The organism is Pseudomonas sp. Sample_9, assembly GCF_004307535.1.
In the GTDB taxonomy this organism is placed as follows: Bacteria; Pseudomonadota; Gammaproteobacteria; order Pseudomonadales; family Pseudomonadaceae; genus Aquipseudomonas; species Aquipseudomonas mercuritolerans.
In genome coordinates this window covers 5,455-21,876 of sequence record NZ_RAZO01000456.1, presented here as the reverse complement: position 1 = coordinate 21,876, position 16,422 = coordinate 5,455, and the positions used below count along the sequence as shown (strand labels likewise).

At 62.2% G+C, this 16,422-nt stretch carries 16 protein-coding genes and 1 riboswitch; of the genes, 11 read left to right on the top strand and 5 right to left on the bottom strand.

Going from position 1 to position 16,422, the window contains the following annotated elements:
* Positions 1-290 precede the first annotated feature (290 nt).
* The 3 genes from D6877_RS26000 to purM are packed head-to-tail and all read right to left on the bottom strand — an operon-like array spanning position 291 to position 2,721.
* Positions 291-1,004 (bottom strand): DUF3108 domain-containing protein, encoded by a 714-nt coding sequence (locus tag D6877_RS26000; RefSeq protein ID WP_056783915.1) that lies wholly within the window; start codon positions 1,002-1,004, stop codon positions 291-293.
* Positions 1,005-1,012: 8 nt separating this feature from the next.
* Complete coding sequence (gene purN, locus D6877_RS25995) at positions 1,013-1,663, bottom strand: phosphoribosylglycinamide formyltransferase (RefSeq protein ID WP_130912561.1); 651 nt, start codon at positions 1,661-1,663, stop codon at positions 1,013-1,015.
* Positions 1,663-2,721, bottom strand: a complete 1,059-nt coding sequence (gene purM, locus D6877_RS25990; protein ID WP_024012163.1) for a phosphoribosylformylglycinamidine cyclo-ligase — start codon at positions 2,719-2,721, stop codon at positions 1,663-1,665. The genes purN and purM overlap by 1 nt, the downstream gene beginning before the upstream one ends.
* A gap of 373 nt (positions 2,722-3,094) precedes the next feature.
* Here purM and D6877_RS25985 point away from each other — a divergent pair, with 373 nt between their 5' ends.
* The 5 genes from D6877_RS25985 (at position 3,095) to D6877_RS25965 (ending at position 7,733) form a co-directional block, all read left to right on the top strand.
* Positions 3,095-4,153 carry a DUF2066 domain-containing protein gene (locus tag D6877_RS25985; protein ID WP_130912560.1) on the top strand — a complete coding sequence of 353 codons (1,059 nt, stop codon included), beginning with the start codon at positions 3,095-3,097 and terminating at the stop codon, positions 4,151-4,153.
* A 34-nt stretch (positions 4,154-4,187) separates the two neighbouring features.
* Positions 4,188-5,261, top strand: a complete 1,074-nt coding sequence (locus D6877_RS25980; protein WP_130912559.1) for an AI-2E family transporter — start codon at positions 4,188-4,190, stop codon at positions 5,259-5,261.
* Between the two features lie 206 nt (positions 5,262-5,467).
* A complete protein-coding gene (gene hda, locus D6877_RS25975; protein ID WP_007919828.1) occupies positions 5,468-6,172 on the top strand; it encodes a DnaA regulatory inactivator Hda in 705 nt (234 codons plus the stop codon).
* Between the two features lie 191 nt (positions 6,173-6,363).
* Positions 6,364-6,981, top strand: a complete 618-nt coding sequence (locus tag D6877_RS25970; RefSeq protein WP_016773699.1) for an NlpC/P60 family protein — start codon at positions 6,364-6,366, stop codon at positions 6,979-6,981.
* Positions 6,982-7,196: 215 nt separating this feature from the next.
* The gene (locus D6877_RS25965; protein ID WP_041479547.1) at positions 7,197-7,733 is read left to right on the top strand and encodes a C40 family peptidase; all 537 of its coding nucleotides are present in this window, start codon (positions 7,197-7,199) and stop codon (positions 7,731-7,733) included.
* Positions 7,734-7,861: 128 nt separating this feature from the next.
* Here D6877_RS25965 and D6877_RS25960 read toward each other — a convergent pair whose 3' ends face one another.
* On the bottom strand, positions 7,862-9,175 hold the full coding sequence (locus D6877_RS25960) for a sorbosone dehydrogenase family protein (RefSeq protein WP_130912558.1): 1,314 nt from the start codon (positions 9,173-9,175) through the stop codon (positions 7,862-7,864).
* A 66-nt stretch (positions 9,176-9,241) separates the two neighbouring features.
* On the bottom strand, positions 9,242-9,826 hold the full coding sequence (locus D6877_RS25955) for a hypothetical protein (RefSeq protein ID WP_130912557.1): 585 nt from the start codon (positions 9,824-9,826) through the stop codon (positions 9,242-9,244).
* A gap of 163 nt (positions 9,827-9,989) precedes the next feature.
* A riboswitch (cobalamin riboswitch) is annotated at positions 9,990-10,220 on the top strand.
* Positions 10,221-10,301: 81 nt separating this feature from the next.
* Here D6877_RS25955 and cobO point away from each other — a divergent pair.
* Genes cobO through D6877_RS25925 form a run of 6 tightly spaced genes read left to right on the top strand, consistent with a single transcriptional unit; the run spans position 10,302 to position 16,277 of the window.
* Positions 10,302-10,913 carry a cob(I)yrinic acid a,c-diamide adenosyltransferase gene (gene cobO / locus D6877_RS25950; protein WP_016773703.1) on the top strand — a complete coding sequence of 204 codons (612 nt, stop codon included), beginning with the start codon at positions 10,302-10,304 and terminating at the stop codon, positions 10,911-10,913.
* The gene (locus D6877_RS25945) at positions 10,910-12,292 is read left to right on the top strand and encodes a cobyrinate a,c-diamide synthase (RefSeq protein ID WP_130912556.1); all 1,383 of its coding nucleotides are present in this window, start codon (positions 10,910-10,912) and stop codon (positions 12,290-12,292) included. The genes cobO and D6877_RS25945 overlap by 4 nt, the downstream gene beginning before the upstream one ends.
* Positions 12,289-12,939 (top strand): 5,6-dimethylbenzimidazole synthase, encoded by a 651-nt coding sequence (bluB, locus tag D6877_RS25940; protein ID WP_130912555.1) that lies wholly within the window; start codon positions 12,289-12,291, stop codon positions 12,937-12,939. The genes D6877_RS25945 and bluB overlap by 4 nt, the downstream gene beginning before the upstream one ends.
* Positions 12,936-13,844, top strand: a complete 909-nt coding sequence (gene cbiB / locus D6877_RS25935) for an adenosylcobinamide-phosphate synthase CbiB (protein WP_130912554.1) — start codon at positions 12,936-12,938, stop codon at positions 13,842-13,844. Before bluB ends, cbiB begins: the two co-directional genes overlap by 4 nt.
* Entirely contained in the window at positions 13,837-14,829 is a 993-nt protein-coding gene (gene cobD, locus D6877_RS25930) for a threonine-phosphate decarboxylase CobD (RefSeq protein WP_130912553.1), read from the top strand. The genes cbiB and cobD overlap by 8 nt, the downstream gene beginning before the upstream one ends.
* Positions 14,826-16,277, top strand: a complete 1,452-nt coding sequence (locus D6877_RS25925) for a cobyric acid synthase (protein ID WP_130912552.1) — start codon at positions 14,826-14,828, stop codon at positions 16,275-16,277. Before cobD ends, D6877_RS25925 begins: the two co-directional genes overlap by 4 nt.
* Positions 16,278-16,422 lie beyond the last annotated feature (145 nt).

Here is a 16,422-nt window from a genome sequence, read left to right as displayed (position 1 = left end):
TTGTCGAAGTTGGCGGTGGATCTGAACGGGATGGTGGCGCGGTTTTCGGTGTGAGTTTGACCTTCAAAAGCCCCTCACCCTAACCCTCTCCCGGAGGGAGAGGGGACTAATCGTGCGATGCTTTGGAATCCATATTCGACTCGGTTTCTCAGGACGATTGTTAGCGGCAGACACCTCGGTCGGCTCCCTCTCCCTCGGGAGAGGGCTGGGGTGAGGGGTAGGGCCGCCGCGCAGTATCAACAGATAAACAAAAGCCCCGCATTCGCGGGGCTCTTTGTTGTTGCGGTCGATCAGCTGCCTTTGACAGTCTTGCCGTTGACCGTACCGTCCTGGAGCATGATGTTGTACTCCTTGCCGTCAGTCTCGACCTGTTGCAGACGCACCAGCAGGTAATCCCAGTCCTTGGCGAACCACAGCACGGTGATGCGCTTGCTTTGTGTCGGGTCGCGCACGCGTTCGACCTTGATCGCGTCGATCTGGCCGGCCTTGGTGTCGACCTTTTCCGAACCGAGCACGCGGAAGTCATAGGTATCGACTTCGCCATCATCGACCACCTGATAGCTCATGCTTTTCTTGCCGGCGGCGACGTCATGTTGCAGCGCCAGCTGGTAGGTCGACTTGTCGACCATGCCACGGTTCAACGGGATCTTCACTGCGTCGCCACGGTCGGTGCCGGTCACCAGTTTGTTGGCCCAGTCGAAGTCCAGATCCGCTTTTTTCGCTTTGCCCAGACCACCGCGTTCGAAGTGGTAGGACTGTGGCAGCAGGGTGTCCTTGTCCAGCTTCAGGGTGCTTTCTTCAGTCAGGCTGGCGATCATCATCGACGCCTTGAAACTGAGTTTCCAGACACCGTCGGCTTCCTTGGTCAGGCTGCGTTCGGCGGTGCCGCTCATGGGCAGCTGCTTCCAGTCGGCGGTGTAGCTGGCGGAGAACGGTTGAAGGTCCGCTGCCTGCGCGAAGGGCAGGGCGAGCAGAGCGCAAGCGAAGAGCAGGGCGCGACGCATAATATCTCCTAGTTTCGAATCAAGTGGCCGCTGGCGGCGAGTAGCTGGCCGTCGAGTAAAGCACCCTGGTCACCGAGTGTCAGCCTGCCTTCGGCAAACCAGCGTACCGCCATCGGGTAGATCAGGTGTTCCTGAGCGTGGACTCGTTGCGCCAGACTCTGCGGCGTGTCGTGCAACTCTACCGGTAATACTGCTTGTACGACCAGTGGTCCGCCATCGAGTTCCTCGGTGACGAAGTGCACGGAGCAGCCATGTTCCGTGTCGCCGGCCTCCAGCGCGCGCTGATGAGTGTGTAACCCTTTGTATTTGGGCAGCAGCGACGGGTGGATGTTGAGCAGGCGACCCTGATAGTGGCGAACGAAATCAGCGCTGAGAATGCGCATGAAGCCGGCCAGTACCACGAGCTTGGGGTTGAATTGGTCGATCAGTTCGATCAGTGCGGCATCGAAGGCCTCGCGGCCCTCGAATGCCTTGTGATCCAGCGAGCGGGTGGCGATACCCGCGTCGCGGGCGCGTTGCAGGCCGTAGGCGTCGGCGCGGTTGGAAATCACCGCAGCGATGCGGACCGGGCTGTCGCCGGTCCGCGTGCTGTCGATCAGAGCCTGCAAGTTACTGCCGGTGCCGGACAACAGCACCACGACATCACAGGACTTTGGCATCAGTGAGCCTTGAGGTTCTTCAGCTCGACCTGCGCAGCGCCCTCGGCGGCCACGGCGATCTGACCGATGACCCAAGGCTGCTCGCCAGCGTCACGCAGGGTGTTCAGGGCCACTTCGACGTGCTCCTGTGCCACGCAGATGACCATGCCGACGCCGCAGTTGAGCACGCGGTGCATTTCGGTTTCATCAACGTTGCCTTTCTCTTGCAGCCAGTCGAACACGGCCGGGCGAGTCCAGCTGGCCACGTCAACCACTGCTTGCGCGCCTTTTGGCAATACGCGTGGGATGTTGTCGAGCAGGCCGCCACCGGTGATGTGGGCCATGGCCTTCACAGCGCCAGTGTCCTTGATCAGTTTGAGCAGTGGCTTGACGTAGATGCGGGTCGGGGCCATCAGCAGGTCGGTCAGCGGTTTGCCGTCGAGCTGAATGTTTTCGATGTCGGCGCCGGAGACTTCGATGATCTTGCGGATCAGCGAGTAGCCGTTGGAGTGCGGACCGGACGATGGCAGGGCGATCAGCGCGTCACCGGTGGCGACTTTCGAGCCATCGATGATTTCCGCCTTTTCCACGACGCCGACGCAGAAGCCGGCCAGGTCGTAGTCTTCGCCTTCATACATGCCTGGCATTTCAGCGGTTTCGCCGCCGACCAGCGAGCAACCCGACAGTTCGCAGCCAGCGCCGATGCCGGTAACCACTTGGGCAGCGGTGTCGACATTCAGTTTGCCGGTGGCGTAGTAGTCGAGGAAGAACAGCGGCTCGGCGCCGCACACCACCAGATCGTTGACGCACATGGCGACCAGGTCGATGCCGATGCTGTCGTGCTTGTTCAGGTTCAGCGCCAGACGCAGCTTGGTGCCGACGCCGTCGGTGCCGGAGACCAGCACTGGCTGCTTGTAGCCGGCCGGGATTTCGCAGAGGGCGCCGAAACCGCCCAGGCCGCCCATGACTTCCGGGCGCGCAGTGCGCTTGGCGACGCTCTTGATGCGTTCGACCAATGCTTCACCGGCGTCGATGTCTACACCGGCGTCCTTGTAGCTCAGGGAGGGTTGCTTGCTCATGATCCAGGCCTTTAGGGGAGGGGATTCAGGGGGTAACGACCGAGTTCAGCGGGAACATCGAACTCGATGGGCGATCGCCTCACGCGAGTTTCGAGGGGCCCGGCTGTTGCCGGTCTGCGAAGGCGCGCGATTTTATCAGGCTTGAGGGGCAGCGGCCATCCTCGCACCGACGGGCAGGGCCATATCGGCGGAAATTTTTTGCAATCGCAGGGTATGACTGCCTGTATAAGGTGTGGCGATTAACCGTCTATCGTTAGGACTGTGCAAAAACTTACCGCCACCGTGTGAATGTTTTGCCAGAGGAGGGGGTCACAGCCTTGCTCAAACGGTTCACGCGGCGTGTTCCAGCCGCTCCTGTCGACGGGAATTTTCCATGCGTTTTTGTAAATTGTTATTTGTAGGCTGCCTGACGCTGGTCAGCCTGGCGAGCCATGCCGAAAACCTCAAAGGTCTGTATCAGGTGCGTCAGCCAGTCAACGGCCAGGCGCCGGAAGAGCGCGATCGCGCCACGCAGGCAGCGCTCGATACCCTGGTGCTGCGCCTGACCGGCGACCCGAAAGCCGCGCAGAACCCGGGGTTGGCGCCGATTCGCAAGGATCCGCAGCAGATCATCAGCCAGTTCGGTTTCGACGCCGGGCCACCGGAAGTGCTGAAAGTCGATTTCGATCCGGCAACCACCGAGCAGGCCTTGCGCCGGGCCGGCTTGCCGGTGTGGGGCGCGAGTCGGCCGTCGATCCTCGGCTGGTGGCTGAACGACTCGACCGAAGGTGCGAGCCTGGTCGGTGACGGTCAAACCGCAGCCTCAGCGTTGCGCACGGCTGCGCAACATCGCGGTTTGCCACTGCGTTTGCCCCTGGCTGATCTCAGCGAGCAACTGGTGGCCACCGCGCCGGCGCTGGAAAGCGCTGACCCCGCGCCCTTGCGCAGTGCTTCGGAACGCTACAGCGCCGACGCCTTGCTGGCGGTGCACGCGCGCGAAGAGGGCGGGCAGTGGCAGGCAAAATGGCGCTTGTGGCTCGGTGATCAGAAAGAGGCTGGCAGTGTGCAGGGCGCCGATCAGGCTGCGGTTGCCGATGCGGTGATGCTGGCGGTGGCCGAGCGTCTGGCGCCGCGATTTGTCGCCAAGCCCGGCGCGTCGGGTCAGCAGACGCTGGAAGTGCAGGGCATGAATCTGGAGCACTATGCAGCGCTGCTGCGGTTACTCGAACCGTTCGGCGTGCGTCTGCAAAGCGTGCAGGGTGATCGCATCGTCTACCGGGTCAATGGCAGTGTCGATCAATTGCGCGCGCAATTGTCGCTGGCGAAGTTGCAGGAACTGCCGGCCGAAGCGCCGGCCCCGGTGGCGCCTGCCCAGCCAGCGGCGGATGGTACGCCTGCGGTCGCAGCGCCAACCCCGGCAGTTGCGGCACCGTCGTTGCGGTTTCGCTGGTAAGTCTTTCCTTATATAGAAGCATCAGGAGTGGTAAATGGCCGATACGCGGCGTTGGTTCTGGCTCGGTGGGGTAGTCCTGCTTTGCGCGTTTGTATGGTTGCTGCACCCGATCCTCACGCCGTTTCTGGTCGCGTTGTTGCTGGCTTATCTGTTCGATCCGCTGGTTGATCGTCTGGAGCGGCTCGGGCTGTCGCGAACCTGGGGCGTGATTGCCGTGTTTGCCTTGTTCACCTTGATCGTCACGGCGTTGATGCTGGTGCTGGTACCGATGCTCGCCAAGCAGTTGCTGCGTCTGTACGAGCTGGCGCCGCAGATGCTCGACTGGTTGCAGCACACCGCTGTGCCGTGGGCGCAAGCGAAGCTTGGTTTGTCGGACGGTTTCTGGAAATTCGACAAGGTCAAAGCCGCGATCAGCGAGCACATGGGCCAGACCACCGACATCGTCGGTGTGGTGCTGAGTCAGGCGACGGCGTCGAGCCTGGCGCTGATCGGCTGGTTGGCGAATCTGGTGCTGATTCCGGTGGTGAGCTTCTACCTGCTGCGCGACTGGGACGTGATGATGGGCAAGATCCGCAGCCTGCTGCCCCGTGATCGCGAAGAGCGCGTGGTTGCGCTGGCGGGCGAGTGCCACGAAGTGCTCGGCGCGTTTGTGCGTGGACAGTTGCTGGTGATGGTTGCGCTGGGTGTGATTTACGCCGCTGGCTTGATGGTCGTCGGTCTGGAGTTGGGGCTGTTGATCGGCCTGATTGCCGGGCTCGCAGCGATCGTGCCGTATATGGGGTTTGTCATCGGCATCGGTGCGGCGTTGATCGCCGGGTTGTTCCAGTTCGGTGGCGATCTGTACCCGATGGTCGGGATCGTCGCAGTGTTCATGGTCGGTCAGGCGCTGGAAGGCATGGTGCTGACGCCACTACTGGTCGGGGATCGTATCGGCCTGCACCCGGTGGCGGTGATTTTCGCTATTCTGGCTGGCGGCGAGCTGTTCGGTTTTACCGGGGTGTTGCTGGCGTTGCCGGTGGCGGCGGTGATCATGGTGCTGGTGCGTCATGTCCACGACTTGTATAAGGATTCCGGGATCTACAGCGGCGTCGACGAACCCGAGCTGTGATGCGAGGGCCAGCCCGGCGCTTGGCCGGGCTGGCCCGTGCCGTGCAGGCGAGGGCGCCAGAGAATCCGTCACAAAACCGCTGCGTCAACGCAAACCTTTGATTTTGCTTGGGGTCTGTCGCATTGTGCGCTCAGCCTCACGGGTATAAACTTCGCCAACTTTACACAGAGGCCACTAACGGTTCCTTTGAGAACTGTTCAGTCAGCATGAAACCGATTCAGCTGCCCCTAGGTGTGCGTCTGCGTGACGACGCCACCTTCATCAACTACTACCCAGGCGCCAATGCCGCTGCACTCGGCTATGTCGAGCGTCTCTGCGAAGCCGACGCCGGGTGGACGGAGAGCCTGATCTACCTGTGGGGCAAGCACGGCGTCGGGCGCACGCATCTGTTGCAGGCCGCGTGCCTGCGCTTCGAGCAGATGGGCGAACCGGCGGTGTATCTGCCGCTGGCCGAGTTGATGGACCGCGGCGTGGAAATCCTCGACAACCTTGAACAGTACGAACTGGTCTGCCTGGATGACTTGCAGGTAATCGCTGGCAAGGCGGATTGGGAAGAGGCGATGTTTCATCTATTCAACCGCCTGCGTGACAGCGGTCGGCGCCTGCTGATCGCCGCGTCCACTTCGCCGCGCGAATTGCCAGTGAAGCTGGCTGACCTGAAATCGCGCCTGACCCTGGCGCTGATCTTCCAGATGCGCCCGCTCTCCGATGAAGACAAATTACGTGCGCTGCAATTGCGCGCGTCACGTCGTGGGCTGCACCTGACCGATGAAGTCGGGCACTTCATCCTGACTCGCGGCACGCGCAGCATGAGCGCGCTGTTCGATCTGCTTGAGCAGCTCGATCAGGCTTCTTTGCAGGCGCAACGCAAGCTGACCATTCCGTTCCTCAAGGAAACCCTGGGCTGGTGATAGTGGGCTTTTGCCAGCTTTCAGGCGCCAGAAAATCCGTCTGCACAGCGTGATTCAGCGGCCAATCGAGTTACGCGCTTAGATGTAAACGCGAAACCGGGAAGTCACATAAAGTTCGATTGAATTTGCAAATGAGGACGATAGCGGGCATAGTCTCGGCTTCTTTACAACTATCAGCCACGGTCGTGCCCATGCTAAAGCGCTTCGCACCCCTCGTGCCTCTCGCACTCGTTACCCTGTTATTCGGTTGTGCTGCTCATTCTCCGGTTCAAGAGCCGCCGCAACAGGTCAAGAATTCTGCTACTGCCCAGTCTTCCGTTATTTACCAGGAAGAGCTGGACACCGAAAAAGAACTCAACCAGTTCAACGGCAGCAAGCCTTATCAGCTTCCTGTTCTGGCTGACAGCATCCTCGAACGCGGCATGTCCCTGATCGGTACCCGTTACCGTTTCGGCGGTACTTCTGAAGCCGGTTTCGATTGCAGCGGTTTCATCGGTTACCTGTTCCGTGAAGAGGCGGGCATGAACCTGCCGCGCTCCACTCGCGAAATGATCAACGTTGATGCGCCGCTGGTTTCGCGCAGCAATCTTGAGCCGGGTGATCTGCTGTTCTTCGCCACCAATGGTCGTCGCGGTCGTGTCAGTCACGCCGGCATCTACCTGGGTGACAACCAGTTCATTCACTCCAGCAGTCGTCGCAGCGGCGGTGTTCGCATCGACAGCCTGGGTGACAGCTACTGGAGCAAGACTTTCATCGAAGCCAAGCGTGCACTCGCCATGGCGCCGACCGTGGTCACTGCTCGCAAGTAAGCCCGATGTCGCTGCGTTCGCGGCGACAAAACGGCACGGCAACGGAGTAGACGTAAACTTTACAAGGTGAAGTTAAAGTCTTACTTGAAGTTTGCCGCGTAGCCGCTAGAATCCTGAATCTATATTGATGGCAAACCGCCTGCGTGATGACGCAGGCGGTTTTGTTTCTGTCCATTCGGCAGAGAAAGCCGCAGCCAGATCAGGATGTTCTGCTTATGACGATGTCGGCCCGCCTCACCTTGATCCTTTGCGCCGCGCTGCTCAGCGCCTGCGCCAGCCGCACACCGCCGCCAGCCCCCGTGGTTCGCGCGCCGATCGTGTTCGCTCCCTCCCAGGCTTTTTCCCCGGTTGCTGAAGACGTGCTGTTCCGCGCCCTCGGCCTGGTCGGCACGCCGTATCGCTGGGGCGGCAACACGCCAGATTCCGGTTTCGATTGCAGTGGTCTGATCGGTTTCGTCTACCGCGACGCGGCGGGAATTTCGCTGCCACGCTCGACCCGCGAAATGATCGTCATGCAGGCGCCGAATGTCGGCAAGGAAGGCTTGCAGACCGGCGACCTGATTTTCTTCGCCACCAATGGCGGCTCGCAGGTCAGTCATGCGGGGATTTACGTCGGTGAGGGGCGCTTCGTGCATGCCCCGGCCACGGGCGGCACGGTCAAGCTCGATAGCCTGTCGAAGGCCTATTGGCAGAAGGCGTATTTGAGCGCCAAGCGGGTGTTGCAGCCGGGGCAGCTGGCGCATAACCCCTAGCTCGAATGCATAACGAACTGTGGGAGCGAGCCTGCTCGCGAAGGCGGAGTGTCAGTCGACAATGATTTGACTGATAAACCTCTTTCGCGAGCAGGCTCGCTCCCACATTTTTTTACGTCGTGCTCAGCTTATTTGCTGGCCGACACGCGCCACACCTTGTTCCCGACATCATCCGCCACCAGCAAGCCACCTTGCTGATCGATCACCACGCCCACCGGGCGGCCCAGCGCGTTCTCGTCCTTGTCGAGGAAACCGGTCAGCACATCCACCGGCTGCCCGGTCGGCTTGCCGCCAGTAAACGGCACGAAAATCACCTTGTAGCCGCTGTGCGGTTTGCGGTTCCACGAGCCGTGCTGGCCAATGAATGCGCCTTCCTTGAATTGCGCCGGCAAGCGGTTGCCCTCGGCGAAGGTCAGGCCCAGCGAAGCGGTGTGTGGGCCGACAGCGTAATCCGGCGCGATGGCCTTGGCCACCAGATCTGGATTCTGCGGTTTGACCCGCACATCGACGTGCTGCCCGTAGTAGCTGAACGGCCAGCCATAGAAGCCGCCGTCCTTGACCGAGGTGATGTAGTCCGGCACCAGATCGCTGCCGATTTCGTCACGCTCGTTGACCGCTGTCCACAATGCGCCGCTGGTAGGCTCCCAGGCAAGGCCATTGGGGTTGCGGATGCCCGAAGCGAAGATCCGATGATTGCCGGTCGCGCGATCGACTTCCCAGATCGCCGCGCGACCTTCCTCCTGATCCAGACCGTTTTCGCCAACGTTACTGTTCGAGCCGACGGTGACGTAGAGCTTGTTGCCGTCCTTGCTGGCGATGACGTTTTTCGTCCAGTGGTGATTCAGCGTGCCGCCGGGCAAGTCGACGACTTTGATCGGTTGGGTCTTGATCTCGGTGGCGCCCGGCTCGTAGTTGAAGCGCAGCAGGCGGTCGGTGTCGGCTACGTACAAATCGTTGCCAACCAGCGTCATGCCAAACGGCGAGTTGAGGTTCTGCAGGAACACCGTGCGGGTTTCCGCGACGCCATCGTGGTCGGCGTCACGCAGCAGGGTGATGCGGTTCGGGCTGGGCACGCCGGCGCCGGCCTTGCCCATGACTTTCTTCATCACCCAGCCGCGAATGCCTTTGCTGTCATCAGGCTTGGGCGGCGCGTTGGTTTCCGCCACCAGCACATCGCCGTTGGGCAGCACGTAGAGCCAGCGCGGGTGATCGAGGCCTTCGGCAAACGCGGCGACCTGGGTACCGGCCACTGCCGTCGGTTTCGCACCTTCCGGCCAGCCCACCGCCGGGGCGATGTTCACTGTCGGGATCAGCGTCTTGTTCGGTTCGGGCAGTTTCGGTGACGGACCGGTGCCGTCGGAGACTTGCAGGCTGGAGGTTTCACCGCAGGCGGCGAGCCCGCCAGCGACGGCGATGATAAGAGCGAGTTGGGCCTTGCGCATTGCTGATCTTCCCTATGAATGCATTCCTAAACATAGAGGAGGGCGCAGGCCCGATGGTTCAACTGCTCAACCGCGGGCTTCCTTGAACAGCACGGCGATGCCCGGATGATAGTTGCCCGCGTCGCTGCGCAATTTGCGATAGGCGTAGGGGAAATACCAGGCGACTGCGCAGGTGTGTTCCTTTTGCAGGTCGTCGACCATGTCCTGCAGTTCTTCAGGGCTGGCGCTGTGCTGGGCTTTTTGCGGAGCAACGAACAGGCAGCCGAGCTTGAGATCGCTGGCGTAGCTGATGCGCTTGGCATCATGGGTGATGTCGAGCAGGGCCTGGGTCAGGTTGAGGTTGTTGACCCGTGGCCAACGTTGCGTGGCCTGGATGAACGCGCGGTCGTCGCTGCCGGCGATCAGCAGATCGGCACGGGCATTGCGCTCGCCTTCTTCGTTCTGTTTGCGCGTGGCAGTGTCGTTCAGTGTCACCATTTCCGCCATCCACGCCGCTGCCGCGAGCAGGCCGAGATTGGCTTTTTCGTCGTGCCAATATGGCGTGTCGTTGTCGCCGCGAACGGTGTTGTAGCGATCGATACAGTCAAACCAGCGTTCCAGCACCGGCCGCAGGAATTCCAGGCGCGGGTTGCTGAGGATCATGCCTTGCATCGTCGTCATCCTTATTGTTGTAGTGGGCTTTTTGGAAAAAAGCATGGCTCTTTGATATCACTTGTCACAGTCTGGCACAAGATTGCCGCTGCACAATGGATCAACGGCAGTTATTCGCGCGCAAAGCGCCTCTTCAATTGACGCTCCACCCCCAACCCTCTAACCTTCGCCGCTTGTTTCAGGTGCTCTGTGGCCCCGCGTCGACAGAGTGAAACAGGGAAGCCGGTGAGTGTGGTCTGCAAGCGAAGCCACGACGATCCCGGCGCTGCCCCCGCAACGGTAAATGAGTGAAAACTGCGCCTTGAGCCACTGCTTCGAAAGAAGCGGGAAGGCGCGCAGTCAGGCGAAACGCCGCTCATGAGCCCGGAGACCGGCCTGATCCATCTCAGCGGCATCACGGTGGGCGATGCCAGGCTTTTTGCCGTCTATTCTTGTGCCTGCCCGCCGTTATCCAGCCTCAACGGAGAGCTCCCCCATGACTGATTCCCCCGAGCGTGACGAACGCCATCTGGCGCGCATGCAGCGCAAGAAAGCCGTGATCGACGAACGCATTGCCAACTCGCCCGACGAATGTGGCCTGGTGCTGGTGCTGACCGGCAACGGCAAAGGCAAGAGCAGCTCGGCATTCGGCATGCTCGCCCGCGCCATGGGCCACGGCATGCAGTGCGGCGTGGTGCAGTTCATCAAGGGCCGCAACAGCACGGGCGAAGAATTGTTTTTCCGTCGCTTTCCCGAGCAGGTGCGTTTCCACGTCATGGGCGAAGGCTTCACCTGGGAAACCCAGGATCGTCAGCGCGACATCGCCGCGGCGACCGCCGCTTGGGAAGTCTCCCGCGAATTGTTGCGCGACCCTTCGATCGGCCTGGTGGTGCTCGATGAATTGAACATCGCCCTCAAGCACGGCTACCTCGATCTCGATCAGGTGCTCAGCGATTTGCAGGCGCGTCCGCCGATGCAACACGTGGTGGTCACCGGTCGCGGCGCCAAGCCGGAAATGATCGAGATGGGCGACACGGTCACCGAGATGGGCATGCTCAAGCACGCCTTCCAGGCCGGGATCAAAGCGCAGAAAGGCGTCGAACTTTGAAGCAACCACGTCACTGCCCGGCGGTATTGATCGCCGCGCCGGCCTCCGGTCAGGGCAAGACCACCGTCACCGCCGCACTCGCCCGTTTGCATCGCAATCAGGGGCGCAAGGTCCGCGTGTTCAAATGCGGGCCGGATTTTCTCGACCCGATGATCCTCGAACGCGCCAGCGGTGCGCCGGTGTATCAACTGGACATGTGGATGGTCGGCGAGCAGGAAAGTCGCCGGCTGTTGTGGGAAGCCGCCGCCGAAGCCGACCTGATTCTGATCGAGGGGGTAATGGGCCTGTTCGACGGCACGCCATCCAGCGCTGATCTGGCGCGCCACTTCGGTGTGCCGGTGCTCGGCGTGATCGATGGCACCGCCATGGCGCAGACTTTTGGCGCCTTGGCGCTGGGCCTGGCGAAGTATCAGCCGGACTTGCCGTTCGCTGGCGTGCTGGCCAACCGCGTCGGCACCTTGCGCCATGCGCAATTGCTCGAAGGCAGCCTCACTGAAGGTCTGCGCTGGTACGGCGCGCTGTCCCGCGAGACCGGCATCGAATTGCCGAGCCGCCACCTCGGCCTGGTTCAGGCCAGCGAATTGAATGATCTGGATCTGCGTCTCGACGCGGCCGCCGATGCGCTGGCCAGCAGTTGCCAAGTCGCGCTGCCACCGGCCGTTGAATTCGCCGCGCCTGACGTCATTGCCGCCGAGCCTCTATTAAAAGGTGTGCGCATCGCTGTTGCCCGCGATGAAGCCTTTGCCTTCACCTATGGCGCCAGTCTCGATCTGCTGCGGGCGATGGGCGCCGAGCTGCAATTTTTCTCGCCGATCCGCGACACGCAATTGCCCGAGGCGGACAGCCTGTATCTGCCGGGCGGCTATCCAGAGCTGCATCACGTCGCGCTGGCGCAAAACGCCTCAATGCTTGCAGCAATCCGCGCGCACCACGCGGCGGGCAAGCCGTTGCTCGCCGAATGTGGCGGCATGCTTTATCTGCTGGATTCGCTGACTGATGTCGAAGGTACTCGTGCTGAGCTGGTCGGTTTGCTCAAGGGCGATGCGGTGATGCAGAAGCGTCTGGCGGCGCTGGCGTTGCAGGCAGTTGAGCTGCCGGAAGGGGAGTTGCGTGGGCATACCTATCATCATTCCCTGACCACCACCGAGCTGACGCCGATTGCCCGTGGGCTGAGTCCCAATGGCGGGCGTGGGGCCGAGGCGGTTTATCGCGAGGGACGGATGACGGCGTCGTACGTGCACTTTTATTTCCCATCGAATCCGACTGCGATTGCGGCATTGTTTGCGCCAGATCGTGAGGCCGCCTTCGCGAGCGGGCTCGCTCCCACAATGGATGACCTGAACCCTGTGGGAGCGAGCCTGCTCGCGAAAGGGCCATGACCGACAATACATTCTCCGAAGCCGAACGCGCAGCGGTCTACAAAGCCATCGCCGAACGCCGCGACATGCGCCACTTCACCGGCGGCAGCGTCGAACCGCAGCTGCTGCGCCGTCTGCTCGAAGCTGCTCATCAAGCGCCGAGCGTCGGCCTGATGCAGCCGTGGCGCTTCATCCGTATAAGCGATCGTGCTCTGCGCGGGCAGATCCGCGATCTGGTGGAAGAAGAGCGCATCCGCACCGCCGAAGCCCTTGGCGAGCGCAGCGATGAGTTCATGCAGCTCAAGGTCGAAGGCATCAACGACTGCGCTGAGGTGCTGGTCGCGGCGCTGATGGACGATCGCGAAAAACACATTTTCGGTCGGCGCACGTTGCCGGAAATGGACATGGCCTCGTTGTCCTGCGCGATCCAGAATCTGTGGCTGGCCTCCCGCGCTGAAGGCCTGGGCATGGGCTGGGTCTCGCTGTTCGAACCGCAAGCCTTGGCGGATTTGCTCAAGTTGCCGGCCGGTGCCAAGCCGCTGGCGGTGTTGTGTCTCGGCCCGGTCAGGGAATTCTATCCGGCGCCGATGCTGGTACTTGAAGGCTGGGCGCAGGCGCGGCCGCTCAACGAGCTGCTGTACGAAAATTACTGGGGAGTGAGTCAATGAGTGTGGCGTTGCTGAGTGTCGCCGCAGTAGCGCTGGATGCGCTGCTCGGTGAACCGAAACGCTGGCATCCGCTGGTGGCGTTCGGCAATTTTGCCGGGCGCATCGAGCAACGCTTCAACGCCGGCGGTCGTGGCTGGCGCAGCCATGGCGTGACCGCGTGGGTGCTCGCGGTGCTGCCGCTGACTCTGCTCGCCACAGCATTTTCCTGGGCGCCCTATGTCGGCTGGATTGTCGAGATCCTGGCGTTGTATTGCGCCCTCGGCATGCGCAGCCTCGGCGAACATGTCGCGCCGGTCGCGGCGGCATTGCGCGCTGATGATCTGGACGAGGCGCGCAAGCGTGTCGGCTATCTGGTCAGCCGCCAGACCGATGAACTCGACGGCACTGCGGTTGCCCGCGCCGCGACTGAGTCGGTGCTGGAGAACGGCAGCGATGCGGTGTTCGCTGCGCTGTTCTGGTTTGTCGTCGCCGGCGCGCCGGGCGTGCTTCTGTATCGCTTGAGCAATACCCTCGATGCGATGTGGGGTTATCGCAACGAACGCTTCGAGCGTTTCGGTTGGGCGGCGGCGAAAATCGACGACGTGTTGAACTACATTCCTGCGCGTCTGGTGGCATTGACCTACGCGCTACTGGGCAAAACCCGCCTCGCGCTCAAATGCTGGCGCACCCAGGCGCCGCAGTGGGACAGCCCCAACGCCGGCCCGGTGATGGCGGCTGGTGCCGGTGCGCTGGGCGTCGAGTTGGGTGGCCCGGCGATCTACCACGGCGAACTGCATGAGCGCCCGCAACTGGGCGAAGGTGCGCCGGCCGATGCCGATTCCATCGACCGTGGCTGGCAATTGGTCCAGCGCGGCGTATGGTTGTGGCTGCTGATGCTTTGCCTGGGGGCGGAATTTTATGCTTGAGCACGGTGGCCGGCTGCGCAAGGCTGCACTCGATTACGGGATTGCCGAGGGCGACTGGCTTGACCTGTCCAGCGGCCTTGCGCCATGGCCATTTCCGATCCCGGAGATCCCGCTGCGCGCCTGGGCGCGCTTGCCGGAAACCGATGACGGACTGGAACAGGCCGCCTGCGATTATTACGGCGCCGCGCAGGTGCTACCGGTCGCCGGCTCGCAAATGGCCATCCAGTTGCTGCCGCGTCTGCGCCGGGCCGGCAAGGTCGGCGTGTTGTCGCCGTGCTATGCCGAGCATGCCGAAGCGTGGCGGCGCAGCGGTTACATTGTCCGCGAAGTGCTCGAGCAGGAAGTCGAATTCTTTCTCGACAGTCTTGATGTGCTGGTGGTGGTCAATCCGAACAATCCGACCGGACTCAGCCTGACCCCGGCACGCCTGCTCGACTGGCATGCGCGACTGGCGCAACGCGGCGGCTGGCTGGTGGTCGACGAAGCGTTCATGGACAACACGCCGCAACTGAGCCTGGCGCCCTATGCGCATCAGGTCGGGCTGGTGGTGTTGCGTTCGTTCGGTAAGTTTTTCGGTCTGGCCGGGGTGCGCCTCGGTTTCGTTCTGGCCGAACGCAAGTTGCTCAAACTGCTCGCCGAACAGGTCGGGCCGTGGGCGGTGAGCGGGCCGACGCGAGTGCTCGGTACGGCGTGCCTGCAAGACACCGAGGGCCATACCCGTCAGCGGATTCGCAGCGACGAAGCGAGCGAACGGCTGGCGGCGCTGCTGACCCGTTGCGGTTTTGCACCGCAGGGTGGCTGCGCGCTGTTTCAGTGGCTGATCACCGAGCACGCCGAAGCGCTGCACGAATTCCTCGCCCGGCGCGGCATCCTCCTGCGCCTGTTCAGCCACAACAGCAGTGTACGTTTCGGCCTGCCGGCCGATGCCGCGCAAGAGCTGCGTCTCGAACAGGCTTTGCAAGCTTTCGCCAAGGACAATCCATGACCACTCTGATGGTGCAAGGCACCACGTCCGATGCCGGCAAAAGCACATTGGTGACCGCGTTGTGCCGCTGGGCCACTCGCCAGGGCGTGGCGGTGGTGCCGTTCAAACCGCAGAACATGGCGCTCAACAGCGCAGTCACCGCTGACGGCGGCGAGATCGGCCGCGCGCAGGCAGTGCAGGCGCAAGCGGCCGGTCTCGAGCCGCACACCGACATGAACCCGGTGCTGCTCAAACCCAACAGCGACACTGGCGCGCAAGTGATCATTCATGGCCGCGCGGTGACGACGATGAACGCCGTCGCCTATCACGATTACAAGGCCATCGCGATGCAAGCGGTGCTCGCCTCGCACGAGAGACTCAGCGCTGCGTATCCGCTGGTAATGGTCGAAGGCGCCGGTTCGCCGGCGGAGATCAATCTGCGCGCCGGCGATATTGCCAACATGGGCTTTGCCGAAGCGGTGGATTGCCCGGTTTTGCTGATCGCCGACATCAATCGCGGCGGCGTGTTTGCGCATTTGGTCGGTACCCTGGAATTGCTTTCACCGAGTGAACAGGCGCGGGTCAAAGGCTTCATCATCAACCGCTTTCGCGGCGATATCGCCTTGCTGCAACCGGGCCTCGACTGGCTGGAACAGCGCACCGGCAAACCGGTGGTCGGCGTGTTGCCGTACGTGATGGATCTGCACCTTGAAGCCGAGGACGGCATCGACCAACGCCAGACCGACAAGGCCGAGCAGGTGTTGAAAGTGGTGGTGCCGGTGCTGCCGCGCATCAGCAATCACACCGACTTCGACCCGCTGCGTCTGCATCCGCAGGTGGATCTGCAATTTGTCGGCCCGGGGCAGGCGATTCCCGCCGCCGACCTGATCATCCTGCCGGGCTCGAAAAGCGTGCGCAGTGATCTGGCTTATCTGCGCGCCAACGGTTGGGACGCGGCGATCAATCGGCATCTGCGCTACGGCGGCAAGGTGCTGGGAATTTGCGGCGGTCTGCAGATGCTCGGTGAGCAGGTGCACGATCCGCTTGGGCTCGAAGGCGCTGCCGGCTCCAGCGCGGGGTTGGGGCTGCTGGCGTTCGATACGCAGCTCGAAGCCGACAAGCAATTGCGCAACGTGCGCGGGCGGCTGGCGTTGGAAAACGCCGCAGTCAGCGGTTACGAAATTCATGCTGGCGTAACCACCGGGCCGGCGCTGGAAAGTCCGGCGGTGCATCTGGACGACGGTCGTTGCGATGGTGCGCAGAGTGCCGATGGCCAGGTGTACGGCACCTATCTGCACGGCTTGTTCGAATCCCCCGAGGCGAGCGCGGCGTTGCTGCGCTGGGCCGGGTTGAATGATGTGCAGGAAGTCGATTACCACGGCTTGCGCGAGCGTGATATCGAGCGGTTGGCGGATCTGGTGGAGAAGCATCTTGATACCGGGCTGTTGCGTCAGCTCTGTGGGATTTGAGTTGTCCGGGCTGGCCTCTTCGCGAGCAGGCTCGCTCCCACAGGGATATGCGATCAACGGTGGGAGCGAGCCTGCTCGCGAAGAGGCCGGTGGCCTCACCACACATTTTTGGATGAACCCATGCTCCAACTGATTCTCGGCGGCG